18 protein-coding genes are annotated in these 26115 nt (G+C 60.9%); all 18 read left to right on the top strand.

Features of this window, described 5'->3' with window-relative positions; all coding sequences use genetic code 11:
- The first annotated feature begins 2 nt into the window (after nt 1-2).
- The 18 genes from tssK to hybE all read left to right on the top strand — a co-directional run bounded on the left by tssK (nt 3) and on the right by hybE (nt 26051).
- A complete protein-coding gene (tssK, locus tag AB5Y80_RS19105; protein WP_029303266.1) occupies nt 3-1337 on the top strand; it encodes a type VI secretion system baseplate subunit TssK in 1335 nt (444 codons plus the stop codon).
- A gap of 22 nt (nt 1338-1359) precedes the next feature.
- Nucleotides 1360-2139 carry a type IVB secretion system protein IcmH/DotU gene (gene icmH / locus AB5Y80_RS19100; RefSeq protein WP_010634228.1) on the top strand — a complete coding sequence of 260 codons (780 nt, stop codon included), beginning with the start codon at nt 1360-1362 and terminating at the stop codon, nt 2137-2139.
- A 20-nt stretch (nt 2140-2159) separates the two neighbouring features.
- The gene (tssH, locus tag AB5Y80_RS19095; RefSeq protein ID WP_368173379.1) at nt 2160-4802 is read left to right on the top strand and encodes a type VI secretion system ATPase TssH; all 2643 of its coding nucleotides are present in this window, start codon (nt 2160-2162) and stop codon (nt 4800-4802) included.
- Nucleotides 4803-4804: 2 nt separating this feature from the next.
- Nucleotides 4805-6343, top strand: coding sequence for a sigma-54-dependent transcriptional regulator VasH (gene vasH / locus AB5Y80_RS19090; protein ID WP_041215370.1), 1539 nt, complete (start codon nt 4805-4807; stop codon nt 6341-6343).
- On the top strand, nt 6343-6948 hold the full coding sequence (gene vasI / locus AB5Y80_RS19085; protein WP_323902173.1) for a type VI secretion system-associated protein VasI: 606 nt from the start codon (nt 6343-6345) through the stop codon (nt 6946-6948). The genes vasH and vasI overlap by 1 nt, the downstream gene beginning before the upstream one ends.
- A gap of 8 nt (nt 6949-6956) precedes the next feature.
- Complete coding sequence (gene tssA, locus AB5Y80_RS19080; protein ID WP_368173378.1) at nt 6957-8402, top strand: type VI secretion system protein TssA; 1446 nt, start codon at nt 6957-6959, stop codon at nt 8400-8402.
- Nucleotides 8403-8443: 41 nt separating this feature from the next.
- Nucleotides 8444-11929 carry a type VI secretion system membrane subunit TssM gene (gene tssM, locus AB5Y80_RS19075; RefSeq protein ID WP_368173377.1) on the top strand — a complete coding sequence of 1162 codons (3486 nt, stop codon included), beginning with the start codon at nt 8444-8446 and terminating at the stop codon, nt 11927-11929.
- A 46-nt stretch (nt 11930-11975) separates the two neighbouring features.
- Nucleotides 11976-13406 (top strand): VasL domain-containing protein, encoded by a 1431-nt coding sequence (locus tag AB5Y80_RS19070; protein ID WP_368173376.1) that lies wholly within the window; start codon nt 11976-11978, stop codon nt 13404-13406.
- A gap of 257 nt (nt 13407-13663) precedes the next feature.
- Entirely contained in the window at nt 13664-13951 is a 288-nt protein-coding gene (locus tag AB5Y80_RS19065) for a type VI secretion system PAAR protein (protein ID WP_368173375.1), read from the top strand.
- A 10-nt stretch (nt 13952-13961) separates the two neighbouring features.
- Nucleotides 13962-16007, top strand: coding sequence for a type VI secretion system tip protein TssI/VgrG (tssI, locus tag AB5Y80_RS19060; RefSeq protein ID WP_368173374.1), 2046 nt, complete (start codon nt 13962-13964; stop codon nt 16005-16007).
- Between the two features lie 9 nt (nt 16008-16016).
- Nucleotides 16017-18533 carry a glycoside hydrolase family 19 protein gene (locus AB5Y80_RS19055; RefSeq protein ID WP_368173373.1) on the top strand — a complete coding sequence of 839 codons (2517 nt, stop codon included), beginning with the start codon at nt 16017-16019 and terminating at the stop codon, nt 18531-18533.
- Nucleotides 18533-19243, top strand: a complete 711-nt coding sequence (locus AB5Y80_RS19050) for a hypothetical protein (protein ID WP_239053402.1) — start codon at nt 18533-18535, stop codon at nt 19241-19243. Before AB5Y80_RS19055 ends, AB5Y80_RS19050 begins: the two co-directional genes overlap by 1 nt.
- A 718-nt stretch (nt 19244-19961) precedes the next feature.
- Complete coding sequence (hybO, locus tag AB5Y80_RS19045) at nt 19962-21095, top strand: hydrogenase 2 small subunit (protein ID WP_323908292.1); 1134 nt, start codon at nt 19962-19964, stop codon at nt 21093-21095.
- A 2-nt stretch (nt 21096-21097) separates the two neighbouring features.
- Nucleotides 21098-22123 (top strand): hydrogenase 2 operon protein HybA, encoded by a 1026-nt coding sequence (gene hybA, locus AB5Y80_RS19040; RefSeq protein WP_042015680.1) that lies wholly within the window; start codon nt 21098-21100, stop codon nt 22121-22123.
- Nucleotides 22116-23303, top strand: coding sequence for a Ni/Fe-hydrogenase cytochrome b subunit (gene hybB / locus AB5Y80_RS19035; RefSeq protein WP_368173372.1), 1188 nt, complete (start codon nt 22116-22118; stop codon nt 23301-23303). Before hybA ends, hybB begins: the two co-directional genes overlap by 8 nt.
- Nucleotides 23300-25003 (top strand): hydrogenase 2 large subunit, encoded by a 1704-nt coding sequence (gene hybC / locus AB5Y80_RS19030; protein WP_368173371.1) that lies wholly within the window; start codon nt 23300-23302, stop codon nt 25001-25003. Before hybB ends, hybC begins: the two co-directional genes overlap by 4 nt.
- Complete coding sequence (locus AB5Y80_RS19025) at nt 25003-25533, top strand: HyaD/HybD family hydrogenase maturation endopeptidase (RefSeq protein ID WP_223916513.1); 531 nt, start codon at nt 25003-25005, stop codon at nt 25531-25533. Before hybC ends, AB5Y80_RS19025 begins: the two co-directional genes overlap by 1 nt.
- The gene (gene hybE, locus AB5Y80_RS19020; RefSeq protein WP_368173370.1) at nt 25515-26051 is read left to right on the top strand and encodes a hydrogenase-2 assembly chaperone; all 537 of its coding nucleotides are present in this window, start codon (nt 25515-25517) and stop codon (nt 26049-26051) included. The genes AB5Y80_RS19025 and hybE overlap by 19 nt, the downstream gene beginning before the upstream one ends.
- Nucleotides 26052-26115: the final 64 nt, after the last annotated feature.

Here is a 26115-nt window from a genome sequence, read left to right as displayed (position 1 = left end):
CCATGTCGAGTCGAAATCGGGTTATCTGGCGTGAGGGGCTGTTCATCAAGCCCCAGCACTTCCAGCAACAACAAAGACATTCGGATTACGCGCTGCACGCTCGCCTGAGCGCGCTGTCCGACTATTTCTACGGCTTGCAGTCGCTTGCCATCAACGAGGATTACCTGGGGTTTGGTCGCATCGCCCTGGTGGGGGCCACCGGCATCCTGCCGGACGGTACCGTGTTCAACATCCCCAATGACGACGTGCTGCCGACCCCGCTGGAAGTCACCGACGCCTCGGTGGCCAACCAGAAGGTCTATCTGGCGCTGCCGCTCTCGGTGAGCGGCGTCAACGAGGTCAATCAGGGCGGCCAGGTGGCCACCCGGTTGCAGGCCCATCGCCACGACGTGCGCGACTTGCACAGCGAAGGGGGGGACGTGGTCTCCCTCGAAGTAGGGCGGGTCAGCCTGCGACTGATGCTGGAGCGGGAAGATCGCAGCGCCTACGCCTCTTTGGCGATTGCCCGCATTCTGGACAAGCGTCCGGACGGCGGCCTGGTGCTGGATCCCAACTTCATGCCCTGCAGCATCAGCGTCTCCGCCATCCCGACCCTCAAGCGTTTCCTCGGCGAATCGGCCGGGTTGGTCGCCGAGCGGGCCCGCAGCCTCTCCCAGCGCATCGCCGCGCCGGGTCAGCAGGGGGTGGCCGACGTGGCCGAGTTCATGATGCTGCAACTGCTCAACCGGGCCCAGCCCCAGCTCTCCCATCTGGCGCGCCTTGGCACCCTGCACCCCGAGCGGCTGCATGAGGCGCTGGTGCAACTCTGCGGCGAGCTGATGACCTTTACCGACGAGTCCCGCCTGCCGCCCGAGTTCCCCGCCTATCGCCACGACGATCAGCAGGTGAGCTTCGAGCCGGTGATGCTGGCCCTGCGCCAGGCGCTCAGTACCGTGCTGTCGCCGCGCGCCGTCTCCATCCAACTGCGCAAGCACCAGTACGGCATCATGGTGGCCATGGTCAACGAGAGCGAGCTGATGCAGAGCGCCGACTTCGTGCTGGCGGTGCGTGCCCGCATGCCGCAGGAGCAGCTGCGCAAGCAGTTGCTGCAGCAGACCAAGGTGGCCTCCAGCGACAAGATCCGCGAGCTCATCAGCCTGCAACTGCCCGGCATTCCGCTGCTGCCGCTGCCGGTGGCGCCGCGCCAGCTGCCCTATCACGCCGGTTACAGCTACTTCCAGCTCGACCGGCAGAGCCCGGCCTGGCAGATGCTGGCGGTGGGCAACACCCTTGCCTTCCACATCGCCGGCGACTTCCCCGAGCTCGACATGCAGCTCTGGGCCATTCGCAGCCAGTGATCGCACCAAGGAATAAGCAGAGATGACCACGGACATTATCAAGAACGAGCAACTCAGCGACCTGCTGTTCGATCATGCCGAGCAGCTGGACATGGATTCGGACTACTGGTTCCGCCTGCGCGGCCAGAGCATCAACCCGATGATCGATGCGGTGACCCCCTTGCTGGGGCTGGTGCAGCGGGTGCGCCTGCTGTCCCGTTACGACCGGGTGCCCGAGCTCTACCAGCGGGTGGTGACCGAGATCCAGGCGATCGAACAGGAGCTGATGGCCCAGGGCTACGAGAACGGGGTGGTGCTGTCGTTTCGCTACATCCTCTGCACCTTCATCGACGAGGCCGTGATGGGCCGCGACTGGGGCAGCCAGAGCGAATGGTCCGAGCACTCCCTGCTGACCCGCTTTCACAACGAGACCTGGGGCGGCGAGAAGGTGTTCGTGCTGCTGGCCCGCCTGCAGGAAGACCCGGTGCGTTATCGCGACATTCTGGAGTTCATCTACCTCTGTCTGTGCCTCGGTTTCGAGGGGCGTTACAAGGTGATGAGCAAGGGACAAGGGGAGTTCGAGCGCATCGTGCGCCAGCTGCACAAGCAGTTGGCCCCCGAGGCCGGCGGCGAGGCGCCCAGCGTGTTTCACCTCGATCTGGGGCAGCAGGCCTCCCGCTATCAGCTGCGCAAGCAGGTCTCCCTGCGCAGCCTGTTCATGGGCGGGGCGCTGATCCTGGCGCTGATCTTCGGCCTCTATCACCACCAACTCAATAACCAGACCCAGGACGTTCTGCGTCAACTGGGCGAATTATTAAAATAAAATACTAAGGAGAGCACGCCTTGATTCGTATAGAGCTACCGGTACTGGTGGAAAGACTCAATCCCATCTGCCGTCACATGCTGGAGGAGGCTGCAGCCCTCTGTGTCAATCACCAGGGAGCTGAGATCCGCATCGAGCACCTGCTGCTCAAGATGCTGGAGACCCCGCTGAGCGACGTGCGCCAGATCCTGAAGGTGGCCGAGGTGGAGGTGGAAGAGCTCAAGACCCTGCTGCAACCGTCCGCTGCCGACAGCAGCTATGGCCAGGGTTACCCCTCCTTCTCGCCCATGTTGGTGGAGTGGCTGCAAGACAGCTGGTTGCTCGCCTCCGCCGAGCTGCAACATGTCCAGCTGCGCAGCGGCGTCATGCTGCTGGTGCTGCTGATGACCCCCCAGCGCTACCTGCCGGGCTCGGTGACCCGCCTGCTTGCCAAGGTCAATCGCGAGCTGCTGCGCCAGCAGTTTGACGAGTGGGTCAAGGAGTCTGCCGAGACACAAGTCACCACTACCCCCGGCGGCAAGACGGCCCAGGCCGCGCTGTCGGCCGATGCCAGCCTGCTGGCCCGCTTTACCGTCAATGTGACCGAACAGGCCCGCCAGGGCAGCCTGGATCCCGTGCTCTGTCGGGATCACGAAATCGACCTGATGATCGACATCCTCTCCCGTCGTCGCAAGAACAACCCCATAGTCGTGGGGGAGGCTGGTGTCGGCAAGAGCGCCCTCATCGAGGGGCTGGCCCTGCGCATGGTGGCGGGTCAGGTGCCCGAGAAGCTGCGCGGGGTCGAGCTGATGACCCTGGATCTCGGTGCCATGCAGGCCGGCGCCTCGGTCAAGGGGGAGTTCGAGAAGCGCTTCAAGGGGGTGATGCAGGAGGTCAAGGACGCCGTGCAACCTGTCATCCTGTTCATCGACGAGGCACACACCCTGATCGGGGCCGGCAACCAGGCTGGCGGGCTGGATGTCTCCAACCTCATCAAGCCAGCGCTGGCCCGGGGCGAGCTGCGCACCATCGCCGCCACCACCTGGGGCGAGTACAAGAAATACGTGGAAAAAGACGCGGCCCTGTCGCGCCGCTTCCAGCTGGTGAAGGTCGGTGAACCCGATGCCGACGAGGCCACCGTGATCCTGCGCGGCCTGCGCAGTATCTACGAGAAGGCCCACGGGGTGCTGATCGACGAGGAGGCGCTGCAGGCCGCCGCCCAGCTCTCCGCCCGTTACATCTCCGGCCGTCAGCTGCCGGACAAGGCGATTGACGTGCTCGATACCGCCTGTGCCCGGGTGGCCATCAACCTCACCACCCCGCCGCGCGCGGTCAGCCACCTGCAAAACTCGCTGCGCCAGCGCGAGCTGGAGATCCGCCAGCTGGAGCGCCAGAGCCTGATAGGTCTTGGTGACAACGCAGAGCGCCTGGCCGAGTTGCAGGCGGCCCAGCAGGCTTGCCGTGAAGAGCTGGCCGAGCAGGAGGCCCGGTGGCAGCAGCAGCAAGGGTTGGTGCACCAGATTGTCGAGCTGCGCGCAGCTCTCTTGGCCGATCAGCAGGATGAGATGCTGGCCAGAGAGGCGCTGGATCTCGCCGATGCGCCCCTCGATCCGCAGGCCGCTGCCGAGCAGCTGGCCACCCTTGAGCGCGAGCTGGCCGAACTGCAGCAAGGAGAAGTGCTGGTCTCCGCTCACGTCGACAAGACCCAGATTGCCGCCGTCATTGCCGAGTGGACCGGGGTGCCCCTCAATCGCATCTCCCAGGGGGAGCTGGATGTGGTGACCCGTCTGCCGGAGTATCTCGGCGAGCTCATCAAGGGGCAGGATGTGGCGGTGGCCCACCTGCACAAGCACCTGCTCACCGCCCGCGCTGACCTGCGTCGTCCCGGCCGTCCGCTGGGGGCCTTCCTGCTGGTGGGACCGAGCGGGGTCGGCAAGACCGAAACCGTGCTGCAGATTGCCGAGCTGATGTTCGGTGGTCGCCAGTACCTGACCACCATCAACATGTCCGAGTATCAGGAGAAGCACACCGTCTCGCGCCTGATCGGCTCGCCGCCCGGCTACGTCGGTTTCGGCGAGGGGGGCGTGCTGACCGAGGCGATTCGGCAGAAACCCTACTCAGTGGTGCTGCTGGACGAGGTGGAGAAGGCCCACCCAGACGTGCTCAACCTCTTCTATCAGGCGTTCGACAAGGGCGAGCTGGCGGATGGGGAAGGGCGCATCATCGACTGCAAGAACGTGGTCTTCTTCCTCACTTCCAATCTCGGTTTCCAGACCATCGTCGACCATGCCGAGCAGCCCGACGTGCTGCTCGATGCCCTCTATCCGGAGCTTGCCGCCTTCTTCAAGCCGGCCCTGCTGGCGCGCATGGAGGTGATCCCCTATCTGCCGCTCGGTCACCATACCCTGGTGCAGATCGTCGGAGGCAAGCTCAACCGGCTGGTCAAGCTGCTCAAGGAGCGCTTCGGCGCCGAGGTGGTGCTGGACGACGAGGTGGCCGAGGAGATCCTGCTGCGGGCCAATCGCAGCGAGAACGGTGCCCGCATGCTCGAATCCGTCATCGACGGTGCCCTGCTGCCGCCGGTCTCCCTGCAGCTGCTGCAGCGCCTCTCGGCCGGTGAACCCATCAAGCGCGTCCACTTTTCCGTGGCCGATCACCAGTTCGTGGCCGAGGTGGGGGCTTGAGTATGGAGCAAGCCCTCGCATTTGCCCTGGCCCTCACCGCCCAGCGCGATGAGCCGCACCTGTGCCACTGGTGGAGCTCGACCGTTCATGCCAGCTTCCAGCCCAAGGGGCTGCTGCTCGGCATGCTGGATGTGAGCGGCCGTCAGCTGGAGTGCCAAGGCTGGGTCAGGGGGAAGGAAGTGGCGCTGGGGCTGGCGGTGGACGATTTTTCCCACCCCCTTGCCTATGTGCTGCACAAGGCCCAGTCCCGCACCTGGGACTCCCTCTACGGCGGTGCCCGCATCGAGCACGCCGGTTTTCGCGCACTGCTGGCCAACCTTGGCCAGCAGTGCGGGCTGCACGCCTATCCGCTGCTGGATGGCAACGGCAAGCCGTTTGCCGTGCTGGCCCTGATGGATGAAGGGGAAGTGCTGCGGGCCTGGGCCGATGGCCCCGAGCTGGCCCAGCTTTCACAGGTCTTTTGCAATCAGCTCACCCTCATTCGCGATCTCGGTCGCAGCCGGCGGGATCAGGGGGTACTGCGCGACTCCCTGCGCCAGATAAAGGGGGAGGGGGAGCGGCTGCGTCAACACGAGAAGCTGCTCGGCGATCAGCTGGTCGGCCAGTCGGCGGTGATCCGCGGGCTGCGCGAGCAGATAAGCCAAGCCGGCCAACACAAGCTGACCGTGCTGATCCAGGGGGAGACCGGCAGCGGCAAGGAGGTGGTGGCACGGCTGGTGCACCAGTGCTCCGATCGCGCCAACAAGCCCTTTGTGGCCATCAACTGCGCCGCCATCCCGGAGAACCTCATCGAGAGCGAGCTGTTCGGTTACCAGAAAGGAGCCTTCTCCGGCGCCCTTGCCAACAAGACCGGGCTGGTGGCTCAGGCCAACGGCGGCACCCTGTTTCTGGACGAGGTGGGGGACATGCCCGCCGCCATGCAGGCCAAGCTGCTGCGGGTGCTGGAAACCCGCAGTTACCGGCCGCTTGGGGCCGAGCAGGAGTATCACTCCGATTTTCGCCTCATCGCCGCTACCCATCAACCGCTCACCCGTCATGTGGAGGAGGGGCAGTTTCGGGCGGACCTCTATCACCGCCTCTGTCAGTGCCTGCTGCTGATCGCCCCCCTGCGCGAGCACATGGATGACGTGCCGCTGCTCTGTCAGCACTTCATGGCCCAGTTTGCCGCCCAGGATGGCAAGACGCTCGCCGGCTTACAGCGCAAGTTCTTGAAACAGCTGCAGACCTATGACTTTCCCGGCAACGTGCGCGAGCTGCGAAACCTCTTGGAGGTGGCCTGTGCCCATACCCGTCACGGGGAAGAGGTGGTGCTGGAGGCGCTGCCGCCGGAGCTGCGCGAGCGGGTCAGCGCCCTGCTGCCCAGCACCATGGACGATTACAACCACATCCGCGATCTGCGCCGGGCCATGCAGCAGTACGAGGCTTCCGTCATCGAGGCGCGGCTGCGCCACTTCCAGGGCAATCGGATGCTGGTGGCCGAGAGCCTCAACATTCCCAAGCGCACCCTGGATCACAAGTGCCAGAAACTGGAGGTGAACTGATGAGCATCCTCGGCTTGTTACCGCTGCTGCTGGCCACCAGTGCGGCCGAGGTCCCGCTGGACATGGCGCGCTGGCAGGTCTGCCGGCAGGAACCCTCACCGCTGGTGCGGCTCGCCTGCTACGACGCCATCGGCAATGGCGCAGCCAGTGCCGCCGAAGGGGCAGCCCCCAAGTCGGCTGCCTGGCAGGCCATCTGGGCCCAGGAGCAGGCCCGCACGCCAGCGAGCGCCCCCTTCCTCTTGCAAAGCGATGAAACGCGCGGCAGTGAAACCCTCACCCGCCCGGCACTGCGCGGGGCGACGCTCTCCATCGGCTGCGTCGACAGCATCACCCATATCCGGCTGCGGTTGGATCAGCCCTGGAGTGGCGAGAAAGTGCAGGTCGAGCTGGATGGTCAGCCGAGTGCCGGCTCCCAGAGCTGGTTTATCCGGGATCAGGGTCTGTTGCTCGAGTATGGCCGCGGTCTGCCCGCCATCGAGGAGCTCAAGCGCTGGCTGGGCCATCGGGAGCTGCAGGTGCGGGCCGACAACGGCGCCCTCTTGCGGGTCGATTTGAGCGGCCTGAAAGAGGCGCTGGCACCGCTGCGTCAGCAGTGCCGCTGGTAGGAGGGACGATGAGCTATCAACACCCCTGGTGTGCACGCCTGCTCACCAGCCTGCCGGATGAACAGATCAGAGGTGCCGTGCTGGCCGACGAGCCGCGTTGGGACTACGTGGAAACCGAGCTGGTCAAGCTGGGATCCCTCGCTCACAGCCAGGTGGATCTCAATGCGGTGGCCGAGGCGTGCCTCGGCTTGCTGGAGAGCCGTACCAAGGACATGCGGGTACTGGCCCAGCTGCTGCGCTGCCTGCAGCACCCAGCCAAGGCAACCCCGCTGGGGGCGGCGATCAGCCTGCTGGAGGCCTGGATCCAGGCTTACTGGCTGCTGGCCTGGCCCGGCAATGCCAGCCAGAAACAGCGGTTGATGGTGCAAATCGTCAAGCGCTTCGAAGGGGCCCTGCCGCGCATCTGCGAGAGCGCCTCGGCGGCCGAGCTGGCCCAACTGCTGGCACAGGCCGAGCAGCTGGAGCGGGTCTGGCTGGCCCAGTGTCCCGACAAGGGGGAGCTGCTCGACCCGCTGGTGATGGGTCTGAAGCGGGCCCAGCGCCAGCAGGTGGCACAGGCCGAGGCGAATGCCGCCGGGCAGCCCCAGAGCAGCGGTGCGGCGGCAGCGGGCTCCCCGGCCTCGGTGGCATCGACCGCCAGCGGTGCCGGCGCCATGCTCCTCTGCGGCGGTGGCGGCAGTGCTGGCGTCGACATCGACAGTTCCAACGATCGCGCCTGGCGCCAGACCCAGCTCAAGGTGGCGGAGCTCCTGATCGAGCGCCAGCCGGAGGCGGCGGTGGGCTATCGACTGCGCCGTCACGCCGTCTGGGCCGGGATCACGGCGGTCCCCATGAGCGGGGCGGGCAATAAAACCCCGCTGGCGCCCATGTCGGCGGACATGGTGGACGAGTACCGTGCCGCCATGAACGCTCCTGATCAGGGGCTCTGGCAGCGCATCGAGCAGAGCCTGACCCTTGCGCCTTACTGGTTCGAGGGGCACAGGCTCTCGGCCGAGGTGGCCCAGAAACTCGGCTTTGGAGCGGTGGCCCAGGCGATCGCCGAGGAGCTCGGGACTTTTCTGCAGCGCCTGCCGGCCCTGCGGGAGCTCGCTTTTAGCGACGGCTCGCCGTTTCTCTCCCCCGAGTGCAGCCGCTGGCTGCAACCGGCCAAGGGCGGCAGTGCGGGCAGTGGCGAGGCGGGGCTGGCCGAGGAGGTCGCACAGCGCCATGGCGAGCAGGGGGTCGCGGCGGCGCTCGCCCTGCTCGATGAGCGGATTGCGCAGTTGAAAGAGCCAAGAGATCGTTTCCACGCCTTGCTGGTGCAGGCGGAGCTGTTGGCGCAGGAAGGCATGGAGGCGCTTGCGCGCCAGCACTATCAACACTTGTGGCAAGAGGCCAGTCGCCTCGGGTTGTCGCACTGGGAGCCCGGGCTGGTCAACCGCCTGGAGAGCCTGGCGGCGCCGTTGTCGAAATGAGTGCCGAAATGAGTCATTGAGTCGGAGTTGGATCACATTTTATGTTCAAAACCATTTTTACTTTTCTGCGGCAACAGCTGCCGAAATTGAAACCCTCCTGGCCCCTGCTCGGTGCTGTGCTCTGGGTGCTGGCTCTCATTCTGGTGTGGTGGCTAGGCCCTCGTCTCGAGGTGCGCGGTGCCAAGCCGTTCGAGCCGCTGTGGGGGCGGGTGGTGTTCACCCTGCTCTGGCTCTGGTTGCTGCTGGGGGTGGCCTCCTGGCGGGTGTGGCGCAAGATGCAGCAGCTCAAGGCCGAGCGTCAGCACGAGGTAGTGCTGGAGCAGGATCCGGTCAAGGGGCTCATCGACAGGCAGGCGCTGTTCCTCGATCGCTGGCTGCAGGCGTTGAATACCCATCTGGGCAAGGGGGCGCTCTACGCCATGCCCTGGTATCTGGTGCTGGGCCTGCCCGGCAGCGGCAAGAGCAGCCTCATTCACCGCGCCAACCCGGCCAACAAGCTCAACCCGAGACTCGATACCGAGCTGCGCGACGTGGCGCAGGATCAGCTGGTGGATTGCTGGCTGGGGGAACAGGCAGTGATGCTGGATCCCGCCGGTGTGCTGCTCTCCCAGAGCGAGGCCGAACTGGATCCGCAGGCGCGCAAGCATGAGCGGCTCTGGCTGCACCTGCTTGGCTGGCTCAATGAACACCGTCGTCGCCAGCCCCTCAACGGCCTGGTGCTGACCGTCGATCTGGCCTGGCTCTCCCACGCCAGCGTGGCCGAACGCAAGGCCTATGCCCAGCTGATGCGCTCGCGCCTGCAGGAGGTGTCGGCCACCATGAATACCCGGTTGCCGCTCTATGTCACCTTCACCAAGCTCGATCTGCTGCGCGGCTTTGACGTTATCTACCAGCAGCTCGACAAGGAGGCCCGCGAGGCCGTGTTGGGGGTGACCTTCAAGCCGGGCGCCGACTGGCAGCAGGATCTGGCCCTGTTCTGGGATCAGTGGGTGGACAACCTCAACCAGAATCTGCCCGAACTGATGCTGAGCCGGCTCGATGCTGCCCAGCGCAACGCGCTGTTCTCGTTCGTGCGCCAGCTGGCGGGCCTCAAGGATTACGTGACCAGCCTGCTGGCCGAGACCCTGGCCATCGAGGAGAGCAAGCCGCTGCTGGTACGCGGGGTCTATGTCAGCTCCGTCTATCAGCAAGGAGTGCCGTTCGATGCGTTTGCCCAGGCGGCCTCCCGCCGCTACAACCTGCCAGAGCCCATCCACTCGGCCCTGCGCGGGGAGTCCAACACCTATTTCGTGCGCCAGCTGTTCTCCTCCATCATCTTCCCGGAGGCCCATCTGGCCGGCGAAAACCGGCTGCACACCCTCTATCGCCGGCGCCGCATGGCCATCGGCCTCAGCTGTCTGTCGCTCTTCTCGGCCGCCCTCATCGGTGGCTGGCACTACTTCTACCGGGTCAACGAGGAGGCGGGTCGCAACGTACTGACCAAGGCCCAGGCCTTCATGGAGACCAACGAGGTGGCCGACGCCCACGCCTTCGGGGTGAGCCAGCTGCCGCGCCTCAACCTCATTCGCGAGGCGACCCTCTCCTTTGGCAACTACCGCGAGCGGATGCCGCTGGTGGCCGACCTCGGCCTCTACCAGGGGGACGAAATTGGTCCCTATGTGGAAGGCTCCTACCTGCAACTGTTGAGCCTGCGCTTCCTGCCGGCCCAGATGCAGGGATTGCTGGCGGATCTCAACCAGGCGCCTGCGGGGAGCGAGGAGAAGCTCGCCATCCTGCGGGTGATGCGGATGCTGGACGATGCGTCCGGTCGCAACAAGGAGCTGGTGGCGCAGTACATGGCGAGCCGCTGGCAGAAAGCCTTCCCGGGGCAGGGGGCGGTACAGGAACAGCTGATGGGGCACCTGGACTATGCCCTCGACCACACCAACTGGTATGGCGCCAGGGCCGAGCGGGATCAGGCCGCCATCACCGCCTTCGTGCCGTTCAAGGAGCCGGTCTACGGTGCCCAGCGCGAGCTCGGCAAGCTGCCCATGTATCAGCGGGTCTACCAGAATCTGGTGGTGAAGGCGGGTGATGTATTGCCGCCGGATCTCAACGTCCGTGACGAGGTGGGCCCCACCTTCGACACCGTGTTTGCCCTGCGCAGCGACAACGCCGGCCAGGTGCCGCGGCTGCTCACCTGGCCCGGTTTCAACGACTTCTTCCTGAAACAGGACAAGGCCCTCATCGATCTCACTGCGATGGATGCCTGGGTGCTGGGCCAGCGCAAGCTGAGTCAGCTGAGCGAGGCCGATCGCAAGGAGATCACCCGTCAGGTCAACGACCGTTACGTCACCGATTACGTCAACCAGTGGCAAAAACTGCTGACCAATCTGGACGTGCAGACCCTGGAGAGCCCGGAGCAGGCGCTGGACGTGCTCGCCGCCATCACCGGCAACGATCAGCCGTTCCAGCGGGTGCTGGCCTCGCTGGATGACAACACCCGCATTCGCAAGATCTCCGATGTGGAAGGGGACCCGGCCCAGGCCATCAGTGCCCGCATCGGTCGTCCCTTCATGGCCACCAATGCGGCGCTCAGCGGTCGCGGTGAACAGGGGCCGCTCATCTCCGAGGTCAACCAGAAGCTGGTGGAGCTGCAGCACTACCTGGAGCTCATCGTCAACGCCACCGAGCCGGGCCAGTCCGCCTTGAAAGCGGTGCAGCTGCGCATGACCAACAAGTACGCCGATCCTGTGTTCGCCCTGCAGCAATATGCCCGCAGTCTGCCGGCCCCGCTCGATCGCTGGGTGGGTCAGCTCTCCGATCAGAGCTCGCGACTGGTGATTGATCTTGCCATGTCCTCCCTCAATCAGGAGTGGCAGGACAAGGTGCTGACCCCCTTCAACAGCCAGCTGGCCGGGCGTTATCCGTTTGATCCGAGCTCGAACAAGGACGTTCCCCTCTCCGAGATGGAGCGCTTCTTTGCACCCAACGGGACGCTGGACAGCTTTTATCAGGTCAACCTCAAACCCATGGTGGAGAGCGGCTTGATGGAAGGGGAGTTCAGCTCGCCCATCCAGGCCGAGCTGGTCAAGCAGCTGGACCGTGCAGCCCGCATCCGTCAGATCTTCTTCAGCCAGCAGGGCAACCTGGAGGTGCAGTTCGCCCTCGAGCCCATCGAGCTCACCGCCAACAAGCGGCGCAGCGTGCTGAACCTGGATGGCCAGCTGCTGGAATACGCCCATGGCCGTCGTACCAAGATCCCGCTGGTGTGGCCCAACACCATGCGCGACGGGGCCGAAAGCAAGATCACCCTGGTGCCGGCCGCCCGCGAGCGCTCACCGCGCAGCGAAGGCTTCGTCGGCCCCTGGGCCATGTTCCGCCTGATGGACAAGGGGGAGCTGACCCAGGTCAATGACGCCACTTTCGATGTGCGCTTCCCGGTGGATCAGGGGGCCATGACCTACCGCGTCTACACCGACAGCGCGCAAAACCCCTTCACCGGCGGCCTGTTCAGCCAGTTCAGACTGCCCGAATCCCTCTATTGATCGCGTCGGGGGCACGTTATGCCCCCTTCCTGCGTTGGAAGTCCATATGTCACAGAATCAACAAGGTCAGCAGGCCCTGAAAGTGGGGCGCGACCCCAGGATGTTGCCGGAGTACGAGGCGCTGCGGGCCGAGATCAACAAGCTCAGCCACGCTTCGCGCCCCGAGGTGGACTGGCAGCGGATCCATCAGCTCGCCAGCCTTATCTTCGAAAAACACGGGGTGGATCTGCAGACCGCCATCTACTTCACCCTGGCCCGTTCGCGCCTGCAGGGGCTGAGCGGTTTTACCGAAGGGTGCGAGTTTCTTGCCAACCTCATCGTCACCCAGTGGGAGAGCTTCTGGCCGCCGGTCCATCAGGAGCGGGCCCGCATCGAGATGCTCGACTGGTTTATCGCCCGCATCAGCGATGTCATTCGCCAGTACCAGATCAGCCACGAGGACAAGCGGCTGATCTATCGCTGCGAGCGCGCGCTGCAGCTCATCAGCGAGAAGCTGCACAACGCTGGCCTCAGCCGCATTCCCCGGGTCGAGAATCTGGTGCACTTCATCGAGGGGTATACCCACCTGTTCGATGAGACCGAGATCGTCATCGTCTCCGACGAGCCGGGCCTCAAGGAGGATCTGCAGATCCCGCCCATGGTGTTCTTCAAGTCCGACATGGAGAGTGATCACGGCGGCACGGTTTCGGCATCGACCCCGCACCTGCCTCAGGGCAGCATTCTGGTGGGGCGAGAGAAGGGGCAGGTCAAGCCCACCGTGCTGAAGATTGAGCAGCACCGCCGGCAGCGTCCGGCCTGGTTCTGGTTTGGCTGCGGCCTGCTCAGCTGCGCCCTGCCGGTGATGGGCTGGCTCGGCTGGCAGCAACATCAGCAGGAGAAAACCGTGGCGGCCCAGCGCCTGGTGCAGCCGGCCGCCGAGCTGCCCCGAGCCCTCAGCTATGACGACATTCGCCAGGCCCGTATCGTGCTGGGGGAGCAGACCCTGCAGAATATGGAGAGCGATCTGGTGGCCCGCTATCAGAACCAGTTGACCCGGCTCGAGCAGACGTCGCCGCTCTACTGGTATCGCTACGGCGAGGGGCTGCGCAACTCGCTCTTGATGCTCTATCCCGACTCGCTGGCGGTCAAGGCGCTGGACAAGCAGTGGCAGGCGCAGCTTGGCGGTCAGCAGGGGGACGTCATCAGCGTGCCCACCTACCTGGATGCCCGCGCCGGGGTGGATGCCCTGCTCGATCAGCTGCTGGAGCTGGAGCGCCAGCGCAAGACGGTGACCATCTCCTACCTCAAATCCCAGCTCTACGAAGTGCAGAAGAACCTGATGCAGAACATCCCGTTCAGTCTGCGCCTCGGTGAACTTGAGGCGAGAAAAGCCTCCCAGGAGCCCATTACGGCTGCCGAGCTCAAAAGCCTGGAAAATGATCTGAAAGCGCTCAATATCCGCCTCTATCAGCTGCAGCAGGGCGCTTCTGGTAGCTGAAAATGCTGGCCTGAGCAAAGAGTTGCGCAAAATGCGGTGAATTTGACTGGCAAGGCAAGGTTTGCCGGAAAACTTGCTCTGTCTTGCGCAATGGATTGCAGCAGATTGGTCAGACTCAACGAGATTGAATCGTAATTGACTGATTTTTAATGTGATTGTGGGCGACTTTGCCATGGCATGGAGGCTGCTGGGTCGCCGCTTCAACTGTCTCTGCACCAGGCTGCGCTTGCACCATGGTTGCCCCACGGAGAATCCAGATGTGTCCTTCTATTGCATTGATCGGTGATATCGGTACCGACCACGAGGGTTTCCACCCATCCCCCGTGATTGCCGCCAGCCCCGATGTGTTCCTCGATGGCAAGCCGGTGGCCCGGCAGGGTGATCCGCTGGCTCCCCACGACAAACCCAACAATCCACCCCATCCGCGCAGTATCTCGGGCGGCGTCGGCTCTGTGCTGGTGAACGGCAAGCCCATCGCCGTGACCGGTACCGCCGTCGGCTGCGGCGGTGTGGTGATTGGCTCAGGCAGCGGACAGGCAGGTTAAGGAGCGCTTCATGGCAGACAGCACAGGATTACAATTTACCGTCAAGGTGGGGGCCCTGCCCGAGAGCACCTTCGTGGTGGCCGAGTTTGCGCTGGATGAAGCGCTCAACCGGCCGTTCAACCTGCGCCTGGAGCTGGCAAGTACCCAGCCCGACATCGACGTTGGCGCCGTGCTGGACCAGCCGTGCGAGCTGCTGGTGTGGTACAACGGCGAGCTGCAGCGTCGGGTGTGCGGGGTGGTCAGTGACTTCGCGCTAGGGGACAGCGGCTTTCGCCGCACCCGCTATCAGCTCATGGTGCAGCCGGCCCTGTGGCGGCTGTCACTTCGCCAGAACTCCCGCATCTTCCAGGCGCAGAAGCCCGATGAAATCCTCAGTATCCTCTTGCAAGAACATGGCATCACCGACTATGCCTTTGCCCTCAAGAACGAGCACGCCAAGCGGGAATACTGCGTTCAGTACCGGGAAACCGACCTCGATTTCGTGAACCGGCTCGCCGCCGAAGAGGGGATGTTCTACTTCCACGAATTCGAGCAGGGCAAGCACCGCATCGTGTTTGCTGACGATGCCGCAGCATTGACTCAAGGCCCCGAGCTCTTCTTCAACCTCGGCAACCGCTCCCTGGAGCAGGGCCCCTATGTGCGTCAGTTCCACTATCGGGAGGCGGTGCGTCCGAGCGATGTGGAGCTCAAAGACTACAGCTTCAAGACGCCGGCTTACGGCCTCTCCCACAAGAAGGTGGGGGCGGAGCTCGAACACCAGCGCGATACCTACCAGCACTTTGACTACCCGGGCCGCTATAAGCAGGACCCGAGCGGCAAGGCCTTTGCCCAGCACCGGCTCGATGCGCTGCGCAATGATGCGGTGGCGGGCAGCGGCAAATCCAACAGCGCGGCCTTGCTGCTGGGCCAGAGCTTCTCGCTCGCTGAACATCCCAACGGCAGCCTCAACACCGACTGGCAAATCGTGCGTATCCAGCACACCGGCTTGCAGCCGCAGGCGCTGGAAGAGGAGGGAGGCAGCGGCCCCACCGTCTACCACAACGAATTTGGCGTAGTGAAAGCGAGCACCACCTGGCGGGCGCGCATCGGCAGCCCGGAAGCCCCCCACAAGCCTATGGTGGATGGCCCGCAAATCGCCATGGTAGTGGGCCCCGAGGGGGAAGAGATTTACTGCGACGAACATGGCCGGGTGAAGCTGCAATTCCCGTGGGACCGCTACGGCAGCTCCAACGACCAGAGCTCCTGCTGGGTGCGCGTATCTCAGGGCTGGGCGGGTGGTCAATACGGCATGATGGCGATACCCCGTATCGGCCACGAGGTCATTGTCTCATTCCTGGAGGGGGACCCCGACCAGCCCATCGTGACGGGTCGCACCTATCACGCCACCAACCGGCCCCCCTACGAGTTGCCGACCAACAAGACCCGCACCGTGCTGCGCACCGAGACCCACCAGGGTGAGGGCTTCAACGAGCTGCGCTTTGAAGACCAGGCGGGGCAGGAAGAGATTTACATCCACGGTCAGAAAGACCTGAACGTGTTGATAGAGAACGACGCCGCCTGGCACATCAAGCACGACCAGCACACCGATATCGACAATGAGCGGGTGACCCGCATCAAGGCCAACGACCACCTGACGGTGGAGGGTGAGAAGCGCGACCAGATAAAAGCCGACTACTCGCTGACGGTGGATGCCAGCCTGCATCAGAAGCTGGGGCAGTCCCTGCTGGTGGAAGCCGGTCAGGAGGTGCATATCAAGGTGGGCGACAAGCTGGTGTTGGAAGCCGGTTCCGAGATCACCCTCAAGGGAGGCGGCAGCTTTGTGAAAGTGGACCCGAGCGGCGTCAAGCTGGTGGGCCCCGCCATCAAACTCAATGCCGGCGGCAGCGCAGGCTCAGGCTCTGGCTGGGGTGGCAAGGCCCCCGTGGTGCCCAAGGGGGTTGAGGTGGTGAAAGCCCCTGAACTGGTTGAACTGGTCAAGGCGATTGCCACCGAGAAAGCGATGGAGGCGCTCTTGAAAGAAGAGAAGCCTGGCGCGTTTTACCTCTTTTCTGAATAAGGAAACAGCATGAAGTTTGCATTTCCCATCCTCACAGCCACAGGGGAAGAGTTCAAGGACGTCAAGGCACTGACGGCGCTGATCAATGGCGAGCAATCGGGTCACTATCTTCTTGGCAATCACAACAAATGGCATGGCGGCATTCATATCAGCGACAAGAGTGCTCCTTGGTGCAAGGATAAGTACCCTGTCAGAGCCATGGCCGATGGCAAGGTGGTGGCCTTCCGGATGATGAAGGATTACCTGACCTCTGAATTTCAGGGGGAGTCCTTGCGTTATTCCAACTGTTTCTGCCTGGTACAGCATGAATATTGTGAAGTGAATGCAGAGACCAAGGCGAAAAATGAGTTCACCTTCTACTCGCTCTATATGCATCTGCAGCCTTGGGATCAGTACCAAAGCACCGAGAGGCTGGTACTGAAGAAGGGGTGGAATGCGCGCAATTCCGTTCCCCATGCCAATCCCGATGCCGAGCAGCAGCGTGTTGATGCCGCCTTGCCGCGCTTCACGCTACCTAAAGATACCGAACTGGAAATGGACAGCAGTGTACCATCCCAAAAGGGGAATGTCGGGGGCAAGGTGTATGACTTCATCAAGGTGATCATCAAGAGTCAGCTGTCCAATACCCAGATGAAAGAGGCTGAGAAGGCCGGTGTTGTGGTCAGTCAAGGGAGTTCGGTCTGGATCGCCAATAGTCCGGCCGCTGTTGAGGTGATTAAACCCAACCTGCCTACCTGGCTATTCGATCAGATAGAGGCGGAACTGCTGACTAATATGGTTGGCCGTGCGGATCCTGGAGTTGATGGGCCTACAAGTCGTCCGGTGGTGGGAAAGAAAAGTGTTTCTCTGCCTGCCGGTACCAAGTTGCAGTATGATGCACACCAACTCGAATTCCATTGGGATGGTGACAAGGCGCACAAGATGGCCAGATGCAAATATGTGACGCCGAGTGTGGACGGTGTGCCAAGTAGTTGTGGTGTCGCCTGGGTATGCGTCGAAGACAAATATATCGAGGCAAATACGCTTCCTCCCTCCCATCTTGGCGAACTCTATGTGTTGCCATCTCCCGTGGCCATTGCCGCAGGTGAGACCATAGGCTATCTCGGCTTGGTGGAAACGCCAGGCTCTCTGATTGGAGGCAAAAAGAGTAAGCATCAAGTTCATCTTGAGGTGTTCACCCAGGATCCCCGTCTTGACGATGTGCTGGCCAACAAGGCGGGAACAAGAGGCGGTGCTACTTATGCCAAAGTCCCTGCGGAACTCGTCTTATACGAAAAGAAAAAGCAGGATGGTAAAGATCTCTGGGTGGCAACCGGTGACAAGAGTCTGGAAGCGCTGGTTGAATCACCAACGTTTGAAAAAGATGCCACCAAGCAGGAGTGGGTCAGCATTTCGTCAGGAAAATATGTCAAGAAAGAGCAAGTGGAGCTATTGAGCCAGCATGACTGGCTTAAGATTGGCTTTAAAAAGGTCGATGGTTCAGGATCAGATGGTTATCTGGACCCGGATGTGCCGCCTACTTTCTTTACCGAATTGGTAAACAGTTTCGATACCGACAAGAGCGGTGAACTTAGCAGTGAAGAGATACAGACCGCGCTGCAAAATAGCAGCAATGCAGAGCAACTTCACAAGCTTATCGTCAAGCATCCCAGCGAGTGGTATGAAAAATCGTCGGCCAGCAGTTATCTGTGGCTGAAAAAACTGATGGCTAAAATTGGCTTGCCTGATTTTGACCTGCTGGTGGATCATGAGAAACAGCGTATCGATAAGCTGGAGTGGATGCAGAGTGCTGCCAAGTTAAAATTTAATGGAGAGGTTTCACATCTATATCCATTATCCATAATAATAAAGCCTATGATTTCGGAGCATATAATTACTACTGAGTTAATAGAGCTATTACTTGGTCACAAAAATGACTGGTTTACTGGTGAAAGGGGCGGCAAGGCTTTTGCAAGCAAGTTTAAAAAAGACTATCCTAATGTATACAAATATAATAAGACTGATTTTGTTGCACTTCTTAATGAAATGCTTTTTAAATACGAAATTAATGGTCCTTATCATAAAGCCCACTTCCTATCACAATGCTTGCATGAGTCAGCTCATCTAGATACTACATTGGAATTTGGCTCTGGAGTTAATTATGATCCTGGCCGACATGCAGATGCAGAGAAGAACGGAAACACCAAAATAGGTGATGGTCCAACCTATAGAGGGCGAGGTCTGATTCAATTGACGTGGAAAAACAATTATATACGCTTCTCTAAACATTCTGGCGTGGACTGTGTCAACGACTCGTCATTGGTGGCTGCTAGTATGGCAAATGCAATAGAAGCATCATGCTGGTATTGGCGTTTTAACGGTGCTGTTCATAAAAAATTTGATGCAAAGGGTGATATAAACATCTTAGTTGACAATGACAGAGATAATGTAAAATTAATTACTTTGGCTGTAAATGGTGGTGACAATGGATTGTTGGATAGAATGAAATATTTTAATCTTATAAAGACAGAGTGGGGGCTGAATTAATGGCGGCTAGAAATGTTGCATTGTTGTTTTGTTTGTTTTTAGTTAGCGTAACCTTTCCTGTTTACGCAGAGGATTGCAATGCACAGTCATGCAAAGGTTTTATCACTCCACCTTTAGTAAAAACACTTTTGAATGATGGGTATGAAAAAATTGAAATAAAGAAGATATTTGATTTAGAATATTTGTTTGTGACAACCTCACACGATGTAAATCAGTGCTCCATTATATTTAAAATCGTACATGGAAAGATAGAGGATACTCCATCTGCTGGCGTTGATGGAAAATTATGTAATATATCACTTCATGATAAATATGTAGTGAGCTCTTGGAGAGATAAGGGTGAGTGGAATGATGATGTTTATAAGATAATTCAAGATAAATGGACGTTACTTTTTAGGGATGCATGTGTCGGATGTCAACAAGTAAAGAGAATTTATAAAAAAGATGGAAAAAACAACCACACCGTTCTTCTTAGTGATGGTAGCGACTTTTTATCTCGAGAACCATTAAATGGGATTGTTGAAGAATCAAAAGTTCATCTTTATAGTGGACCTAAGGAGAGAGAAGTTCTTAAAGCATATTTAATTAGAGGTGATGAGTTCATTCTTTCTGACATGTCTGATGATGGAATGTTTTATAAAATAATATACAAAACCCCATCAGGAGGGAAAAATTATTGGATAAAATCTGATAGCTTTTCACTGAAATAGCGTCATTGCTTTTAATAGGTTTGGTAATAGATGTCGGATGGTAGTGAGTTATTTTCAGAGCTATGACTCATTGCATTAATGTGCCATCAGTATAGGTATTATTTAGCACCGGTTTCAGCCGGTGTTTTCTTGTGTCATCATCAGAAAACGTGATCGCCATTCTTCCGGATAGTTGGTTGGAGGGGGAGGAGGCTCTGGCTTGGGAGGCCAGCCTGGTCAGTACAATGAAAGCGGGTTGCGTACGAGATACAAGCGTTTCTGCTGGTGATTCAGCCACTTTCTGTAGTCCTTGAGCTTGGCTATTAAAGTACCGCGCTTGATTAATTTATTTCTGTTTTGGCAAGAGATGAAGGACTGAGTGGTGGCGCTATGTACGCTGCAACACCTATTGATGAAGATGAAATGCTGAAATAACAGGGCCGAAAAATAAATTCTGTGACAATGCTTTCATTTTTATAATTTCATGTCGAAAACAAAGGCGTAATTTATATGGTGTTAATTAGGTATTTTGTTGAAATACCTCTTTATGGGTGTTTTTGGGGTCTCGGCAAATAATAAATGCATGTGGCATATAGCTTTTTTAATTTCACTCTCCAGTCCAACAGAGGCATTAATAGGGTTCGACTTGATGGAGATCAACATAAAGGGGGAAGGGGAGGCATAGCATTCCCGCAATTAAGCATTTGTCAAACAATGCTCACTGACGGGAATAAGAAGAATGGTCGAGGATACTTTTTTATCGGCTCATGGAATTAATCGCCGTGACTTTATGAAATTGTGCGCCGGGATGGCCGCAACCCTTGGATTAAGCCAGCATGCCGTGGCCAAGATGGCCACCGCGCTCACCAGCCCCGAGCGGCCGCCGGTGATCTGGATAGGGGCGCAGGAGTGTACCGGTTGCACTGAATCGCTGCTGCGCGCCACCCACCCCACCATCGAGAACTTGATCCTCAACACCATTTCGCTGGAGTACCACGAGGTGCTCTCGGCGGCCTTCGGTCATCAGGCCGAAGAGAACAAGCACAACGCCATGGAACGTTACAAGGGCAAGTATGTGCTGGTGGTGGATGGCTCCATCCCGCTTAAAGATGGCGGCATCTACTGCATGGTGGCTGGCGAGCCCATCGTCGACCATATTCGCCGTGCCGCCAGTGGCGCGGCCGCCGTCATCGCCATCGGCTCCTGCGCCGCCTGGGGCGGGGTGCCCGCCAGCGGTGGCAACCCGACCGGCGCCGTCAGCCTGGAAGAGGCCCTCGGCAACCTCGGCACGCCGATTATCAATATCCCGGGCTGCCCGCCCAACCCCCACAATTTCCTCACCACGGTCGCCTACTACATCACCTACGGCAAGCTGCCGGCGCTCGATGCCAAGAAGCGCCCGCTGTTTGCCTATGAGCGGCTCATCCACGAAAACTGCGAGCGCCGCCCGCACTTCGACGCGGGGCGTTTTGCCAAGGAGTTTGGCGACGAGGGTCACCGTCAGGGTTGGTGTCTCTACCACCTGGGCTGCAAGGGGCCGGAGACCTACGGCAACTGCTCGACTCTGGAGTTCTGTGATATCGGTGGTGGCATCTGGCCGGTGGGCATCGGTCATCCCTGCTACGGCTGCAACGAGCAGGGGGTGGGTTTTAGCAAGGGGATCTTCCAGCTCGCCAAGGTGGAGAATCCCACCCCGCGGGTAAACAAGCCCGACGTGGCCATTCAGGAGGGGGGGCACATGTCGCCCACCGCCACCGGGCTTATCGGTGGTGCGCTCGGGGTGCTGGTCGGGGTGAGCCTGATGACGGTGCGCGAGCTCGGTCGCCAGCAGAAGCGCCATGAAGCCGGGCAGCACACCTCACGGGAGGAGTGACCGTGAACAGACGCAATTTTCTCAAATTCGCCTCCGTCGGTGCGCTGGCGGCGGGCACCACCGTTTCCGGCACCGCGCTGGCGGCGGCCGAGAACAAGCCGCCCATTCCCGGTGCGCTCGGCATGCTCTACGACTCTACCCTCTGCATCGGCTGCCAGGCCTGTGTGGCTGAGTGTCAGCGCCTCAACGGCAACCCGGCCAATCCGGCCGGGGAAGCGACCTGGTCCAACAACGACAAGCTGAGCCCCTACACCAACAACATCATTCAGGTGTGGAAGAGCGGCACGGGTGAGCACAAGGATCAGCTGGTGGATGGCTATGCCTACATCAAGAAGCAGTGCATGCACTGCGTCGATCCCAACTGCGTCTCCGTCTGCCCGGTGCAGGCGCTGACCAAGGATCCCAAGACCGGCATCGTCCACTACGACCCGGACGTCTGCACCGGCTGCCGCTACTGCATGGTGGGCTGCCCGTTCGACGTGCCCAAATATGACTACGACAACCCGTTCGGGGCGATCCACAAGTGCGAGCTCTGCAACCAGAAGGGGCTTGAGCGCATCGATCAGGGCAAGCTGCCCGGCTGCGTCGAGGTGTGCCCGACCGGCGCCGTCATCTTTGGCACCCGCGAGGCGCTGATGGCCGAGGCCAAGCGCCGGCTGCTGGCGACCCCGGGCAGCGAATACGCCTACCCGCGCCAGACTTTCAGCGCCAACGATCCCTACCTGCATGAAGTGCCCAACTACCAGCCTTACGTCTATGGCGAGAAAGAGGGGGGCGGCACCCAGGTGCTGGTGCTGGCCGGGGTGCCCTACACCAAGCTCGACATGCCTGACTTGCCGGAGCTCTCCTCCGGGGCGCGCTCCGAGCATATCCAGCACACCCTCTACAAGGGGATGGTGCTGCCGCTGGTGGTGCTGACCGGGCTCTCAGTACTCATTCGCCGCAACACCAAGGACCATCAGGATGGCGACGATCATGACTCGCACGCGGGCCATGACAAGCAATCGGGAGGCAAGGACCATGAGTAATCACAAGGCACATCCGCTGGGGGGCAGACTGGTCAGCTGGCCGGTCATGGTGCTGGCGCCGTTCGCCATCCTGTGCGGCATGCTGATCCTCAAACGCCTCATCTTCGGGCTGGGCTCGGTCACCGACTTGAACGGCGGCTACCCCTGGGGGCTCTGGATCTCCTTTGACCTTTTGATTGGCACCGGTTTCGCCTGCGGCGGCTGGGCGCTGGCCTGGGCGGTCTACGTCTTCAACCGGGGCGAGTATCACCCCCTGGTAAGGCCGGCCCTGTTGGCGAGTCTGTTTGGCTATTCCCTGGGCGGCCTCTCCATCACCATCGACGTCGGCCGTTACTGGAACTTGCCCTACTTCTACATTCCGGGTTTCTTCAACACCTCCTCGGTGCTGTTCGAGACAGCGGTCTGCATGACTATCTACATCGGGGTGATGGCGCTGGAGTTTGCCCCCGTATTGTTGGAGAAGTTCGGTTGGAAGGCCTCTATGGCGCGGCTCAACAAGATCATGTTCTTCATCCTGGCGCTGGGGGCCCTGCTGCCCACCATGCACCAATCCTCGATGGGCTCTTTGATGATAGTGGCGGGGGAGAAGATCCATCCGCTCTGGCAAAGCTACGAGCTGCTGCCGGTCTTTTCGCTTCTGACCGCCTTCATCATGGGCTTCTCCATCGTGGTGTTTGAAGGCTCCCTGGTGCAGGCAGGGCTGGCGGGGCGCGGCCCCAACGAGAAGTCGCTGTTCTACAAGCTGACCCAGGTGATCGACATCTTCCTGATCCTGTTCGTGGCGCTGCGCTTTGCCGAGATCGTCATCAACGACAAGTCGGAATATCTCTCCCAGTGGAACCGCTACGCCTTGATGTTCTGGAGCGAGATCGCGCTGATGATCTTCCCGCTGCTGGTGTTCCATTGGGACAAGAGCCGCCGCGATTCGCGCATGTTGTTCCTGGGGGCCCTCAGCATGCTGCTGGGCGCCGCCCTCTGGCGACTGGACTACTCCCTGCTCGCCTTCAACCCCGGCAATGGCTACCACTACTTCCCCTCCGCGGCGGAAGTGCTGATCTCCCTGGGCTTCGTCGCCATCGAGGTGTGTGCCTATTTGCTGCTGATCCGGCTCTTGCCGGTACTGCCATCACTTGAACGTGTTCACCAAGATTATCAGGCCCGAGGGAAAGCCAACGTATGAGCCAACGTATCACCATAGACCCCATCACCCGCATCGAGGGTCACCTGCGTATCGACTGTGAAATCGAAGGCGGCGTCGTCACCAAGGCCTGGTCGTCCGGCACCATGTGGCGCGGGATGGAGGAGATCGTCAAGGGCAACGACCCGCGCGATGCCTGGATGATAGTGCAGCGCATCTGCGGGGTGTGCACCTCCATTCACGCCATCGCCTCGGTGCGGGCGGTGGAGAACGCCATCGGCGCCAAGGTGCCGGTCAATGCCCAGTACATCCGCAACCTGATCATTGCGGCCCACAACATCCACGATCACATCGTCCACTTCTACCAGCTCTCCGCGCTGGACTGGGTGGATATCACCGCGGCCCTTGGGGCCAATCCGCAAAAAGCGGCGGACATGCTCAAGGGGGTATCGACTTGGTCCCTCAACAGCGTCGACGAGCTGACCAAGGTGCAGGAGAAGATCCGCGCCCTGGTGGCCAGCGGCCAGCTCGGCATCTTTGCCAACGGCTATTGGGGCCACAAGGCGATGAAACTGAGCCCGGAGGTGAACCTCATCGCCGTTGCGCACTATCTGCAGGCACTGGAGTGCCAGCGCGATGCCAACCGCATCGTCGCCATTTTGGGCGGCAAGACCCCCCACATTCAGAATCTGGCGGTGGGCGGGGTGGCCAACCCCATCAACCTGGATGCGCCGAGCGTGCTCAACCTCGAGCGCCTCATGTATGTGAAGAGCTTTATCGACCGGCTCGGCGAGTTCATCGAGCAGGTCTACAAGGTGGATGCCGCCATCATAGCCGCCCACTACCCCGAGTGGCTGAACCTGGGGCAGGGGGCCAAGCACTACCTGAGCGTGCCGGAGCTCCCCACCGACGGTGACGGCGGCAGCTTCCTGATGCCGGGCGGCTACATCGAGAATGGCGATCTGGCCGGCTATCGCCCCATCGAGAGCCATCAGGATGGCTGGCTGATGGATGGCATCGCCGAGAGCAACAAGCACGCCTGGTACAAGGATGACGCCCCCCTCAAACCCTGGGAGGGCAAGACCGAGCCCAACTACACCGGCTGGCAGGATGACGGCAAGTACTCCTGGGTCAAATCCCCCACCTTCTACGGCAAGGTGGTGGAGGTGGGGCCGCTCGCAGACCTCTTGGTCAAGCTCGCCGCCAAGCACCCGGAGACGGTGGCGCACTTCGATCAGTTGAACGGTCTCTACAAGACGCTCACCGGCTCGGCCATCAAGACCGAACAGCTGCACTCCACCCTGGGCCGCATCATCGGCCGGGCGGTACGCTGCTGCGTGCTCAAAGACACTCTGTCTCACCAGTGGCAGGCGCTGGTGGACAATATCGGCAAGGGGGATGTCAGCGCCTACATCAAGGCCGAGATCCCGGCGGACAAGGAGTTTCGCGGGGTGGGCTTTGAAGAGGCGCCGCGGGGCATGCTCTCCCACTGGGTAGTCATCAAGGGCGGCAAGATCGCCAACTATCAGGCGGTGGTGCCGTCGACCTGGAACTCGGGCCCGCGCAACTTCAACGATGAACCCGGCCCCTACGAGCAATCCCTGGTGGGCACCCCGGTGGCTGACCCCGCCAAGCCGCTGGAAGTAGTGCGCACCATCCACTCGTTCGATCCCTGCATGTCCTGCGCGGTGCACGTGGTGGATACCCAGAGCGGTGAAACAACTCAGGTGAAGGTGCTGTGATGAACACCTTGATCCTGGGCGTGGGCAATCTGCTGTTGAGCGATGAGGCCGTCGGCGTGCGGATCGTCGAGGGGCTGGAGCGCGACTACCGCTTCGCCCCTGGCATCGAGCTGCTTGATGGCGGCACCGCCGGCATGGAGCTGCTCGAAGCGATGGCCAGTCGCGACCACATCATACTGGCGGACGCGGTGCGCAGCGGCAATCCGCCGGGCACCGTGGTGACCTTGAAGGATGAGGAGATCCCGACCCTGTTTGGCCGCAAGATCTCCCCTCACCAGCTGGGGCTGGCGGACGTGCTCTCGGCGCTGCACATGACGGGGGAATCCCCCAGGCGGCTCACCTTGATTGGGGTCGAGCCCGAATCCCTCGAACCCCGCATCGGGCTGACCCCTGTGGTGGCGACGGCGTTGGGGGAGGCGACGGATCGGATCCTGACCCTGCTGGCCAGTCTGGGAGCTCCGGCCATTCCGCTCTCTGAGCAGGAGAAGGCCGAGCGAGCGCGGGAGGGCGTATGGCGCAATCCATTGTGAATGAGGTAGTGAACAAGACAGTGAACGAAGCCGCGACAGAGTCGGCGCAGGAGTTTAGCGGTTTTGCCGCGAACCCTGCCCCGCGCCTGGTGGCCCAATACGAGCGGATCGCGCAGCAAGAGATGCAGGCCCTGCCCTTCTATCACCCGGCCATGCCCATCGTGGCCGAGTGCACCCTGTTTGAAGGGCAGTGGCTCGGCTGCGTGCTCACCCCCTGGATGCTGAGCGTGGTGGTGTTGCCGGGGCCGGATCAGCTCTGGCCGGTGCGCAGCAGCAGCGATCGGCTCGCCCTGCAGCTCCCCTGCGGCAACCTGACCTTTATGGTGGGGGCATTGCCCGAGACGGGGCAGTTGCTGGCCTGCTCGCTCATGTCCCCCATCGACCCGCATCTCGGGGCCGACGAGGGGCGCGCGCTGGTGAGCAGCACCCTCAAGATGCTGCACTCTTTGCCGGTGCAGCAGGGGGAGGGCGGCGTGGATCTGGGGCGCCGACGACTGTTCGGGGGACGAAAGTCCTGAGACCAAGGCGTGCCGACAACCGGGCGCGTCAGTTTGACACAGGGGCCGGCATGGGCCCCTCACT

Origin of the sequence: Aeromonas sp. R2-1, from assembly GCF_040908425.1 — a bacterium.
In the GTDB taxonomy this organism is placed as follows: domain Bacteria; phylum Pseudomonadota; class Gammaproteobacteria; order Enterobacterales; family Aeromonadaceae; genus Aeromonas; species Aeromonas caviae.
Note: the sequence above shows the minus strand (reverse complement) of the source record. Positions and strands in the feature narration are given on the sequence as shown.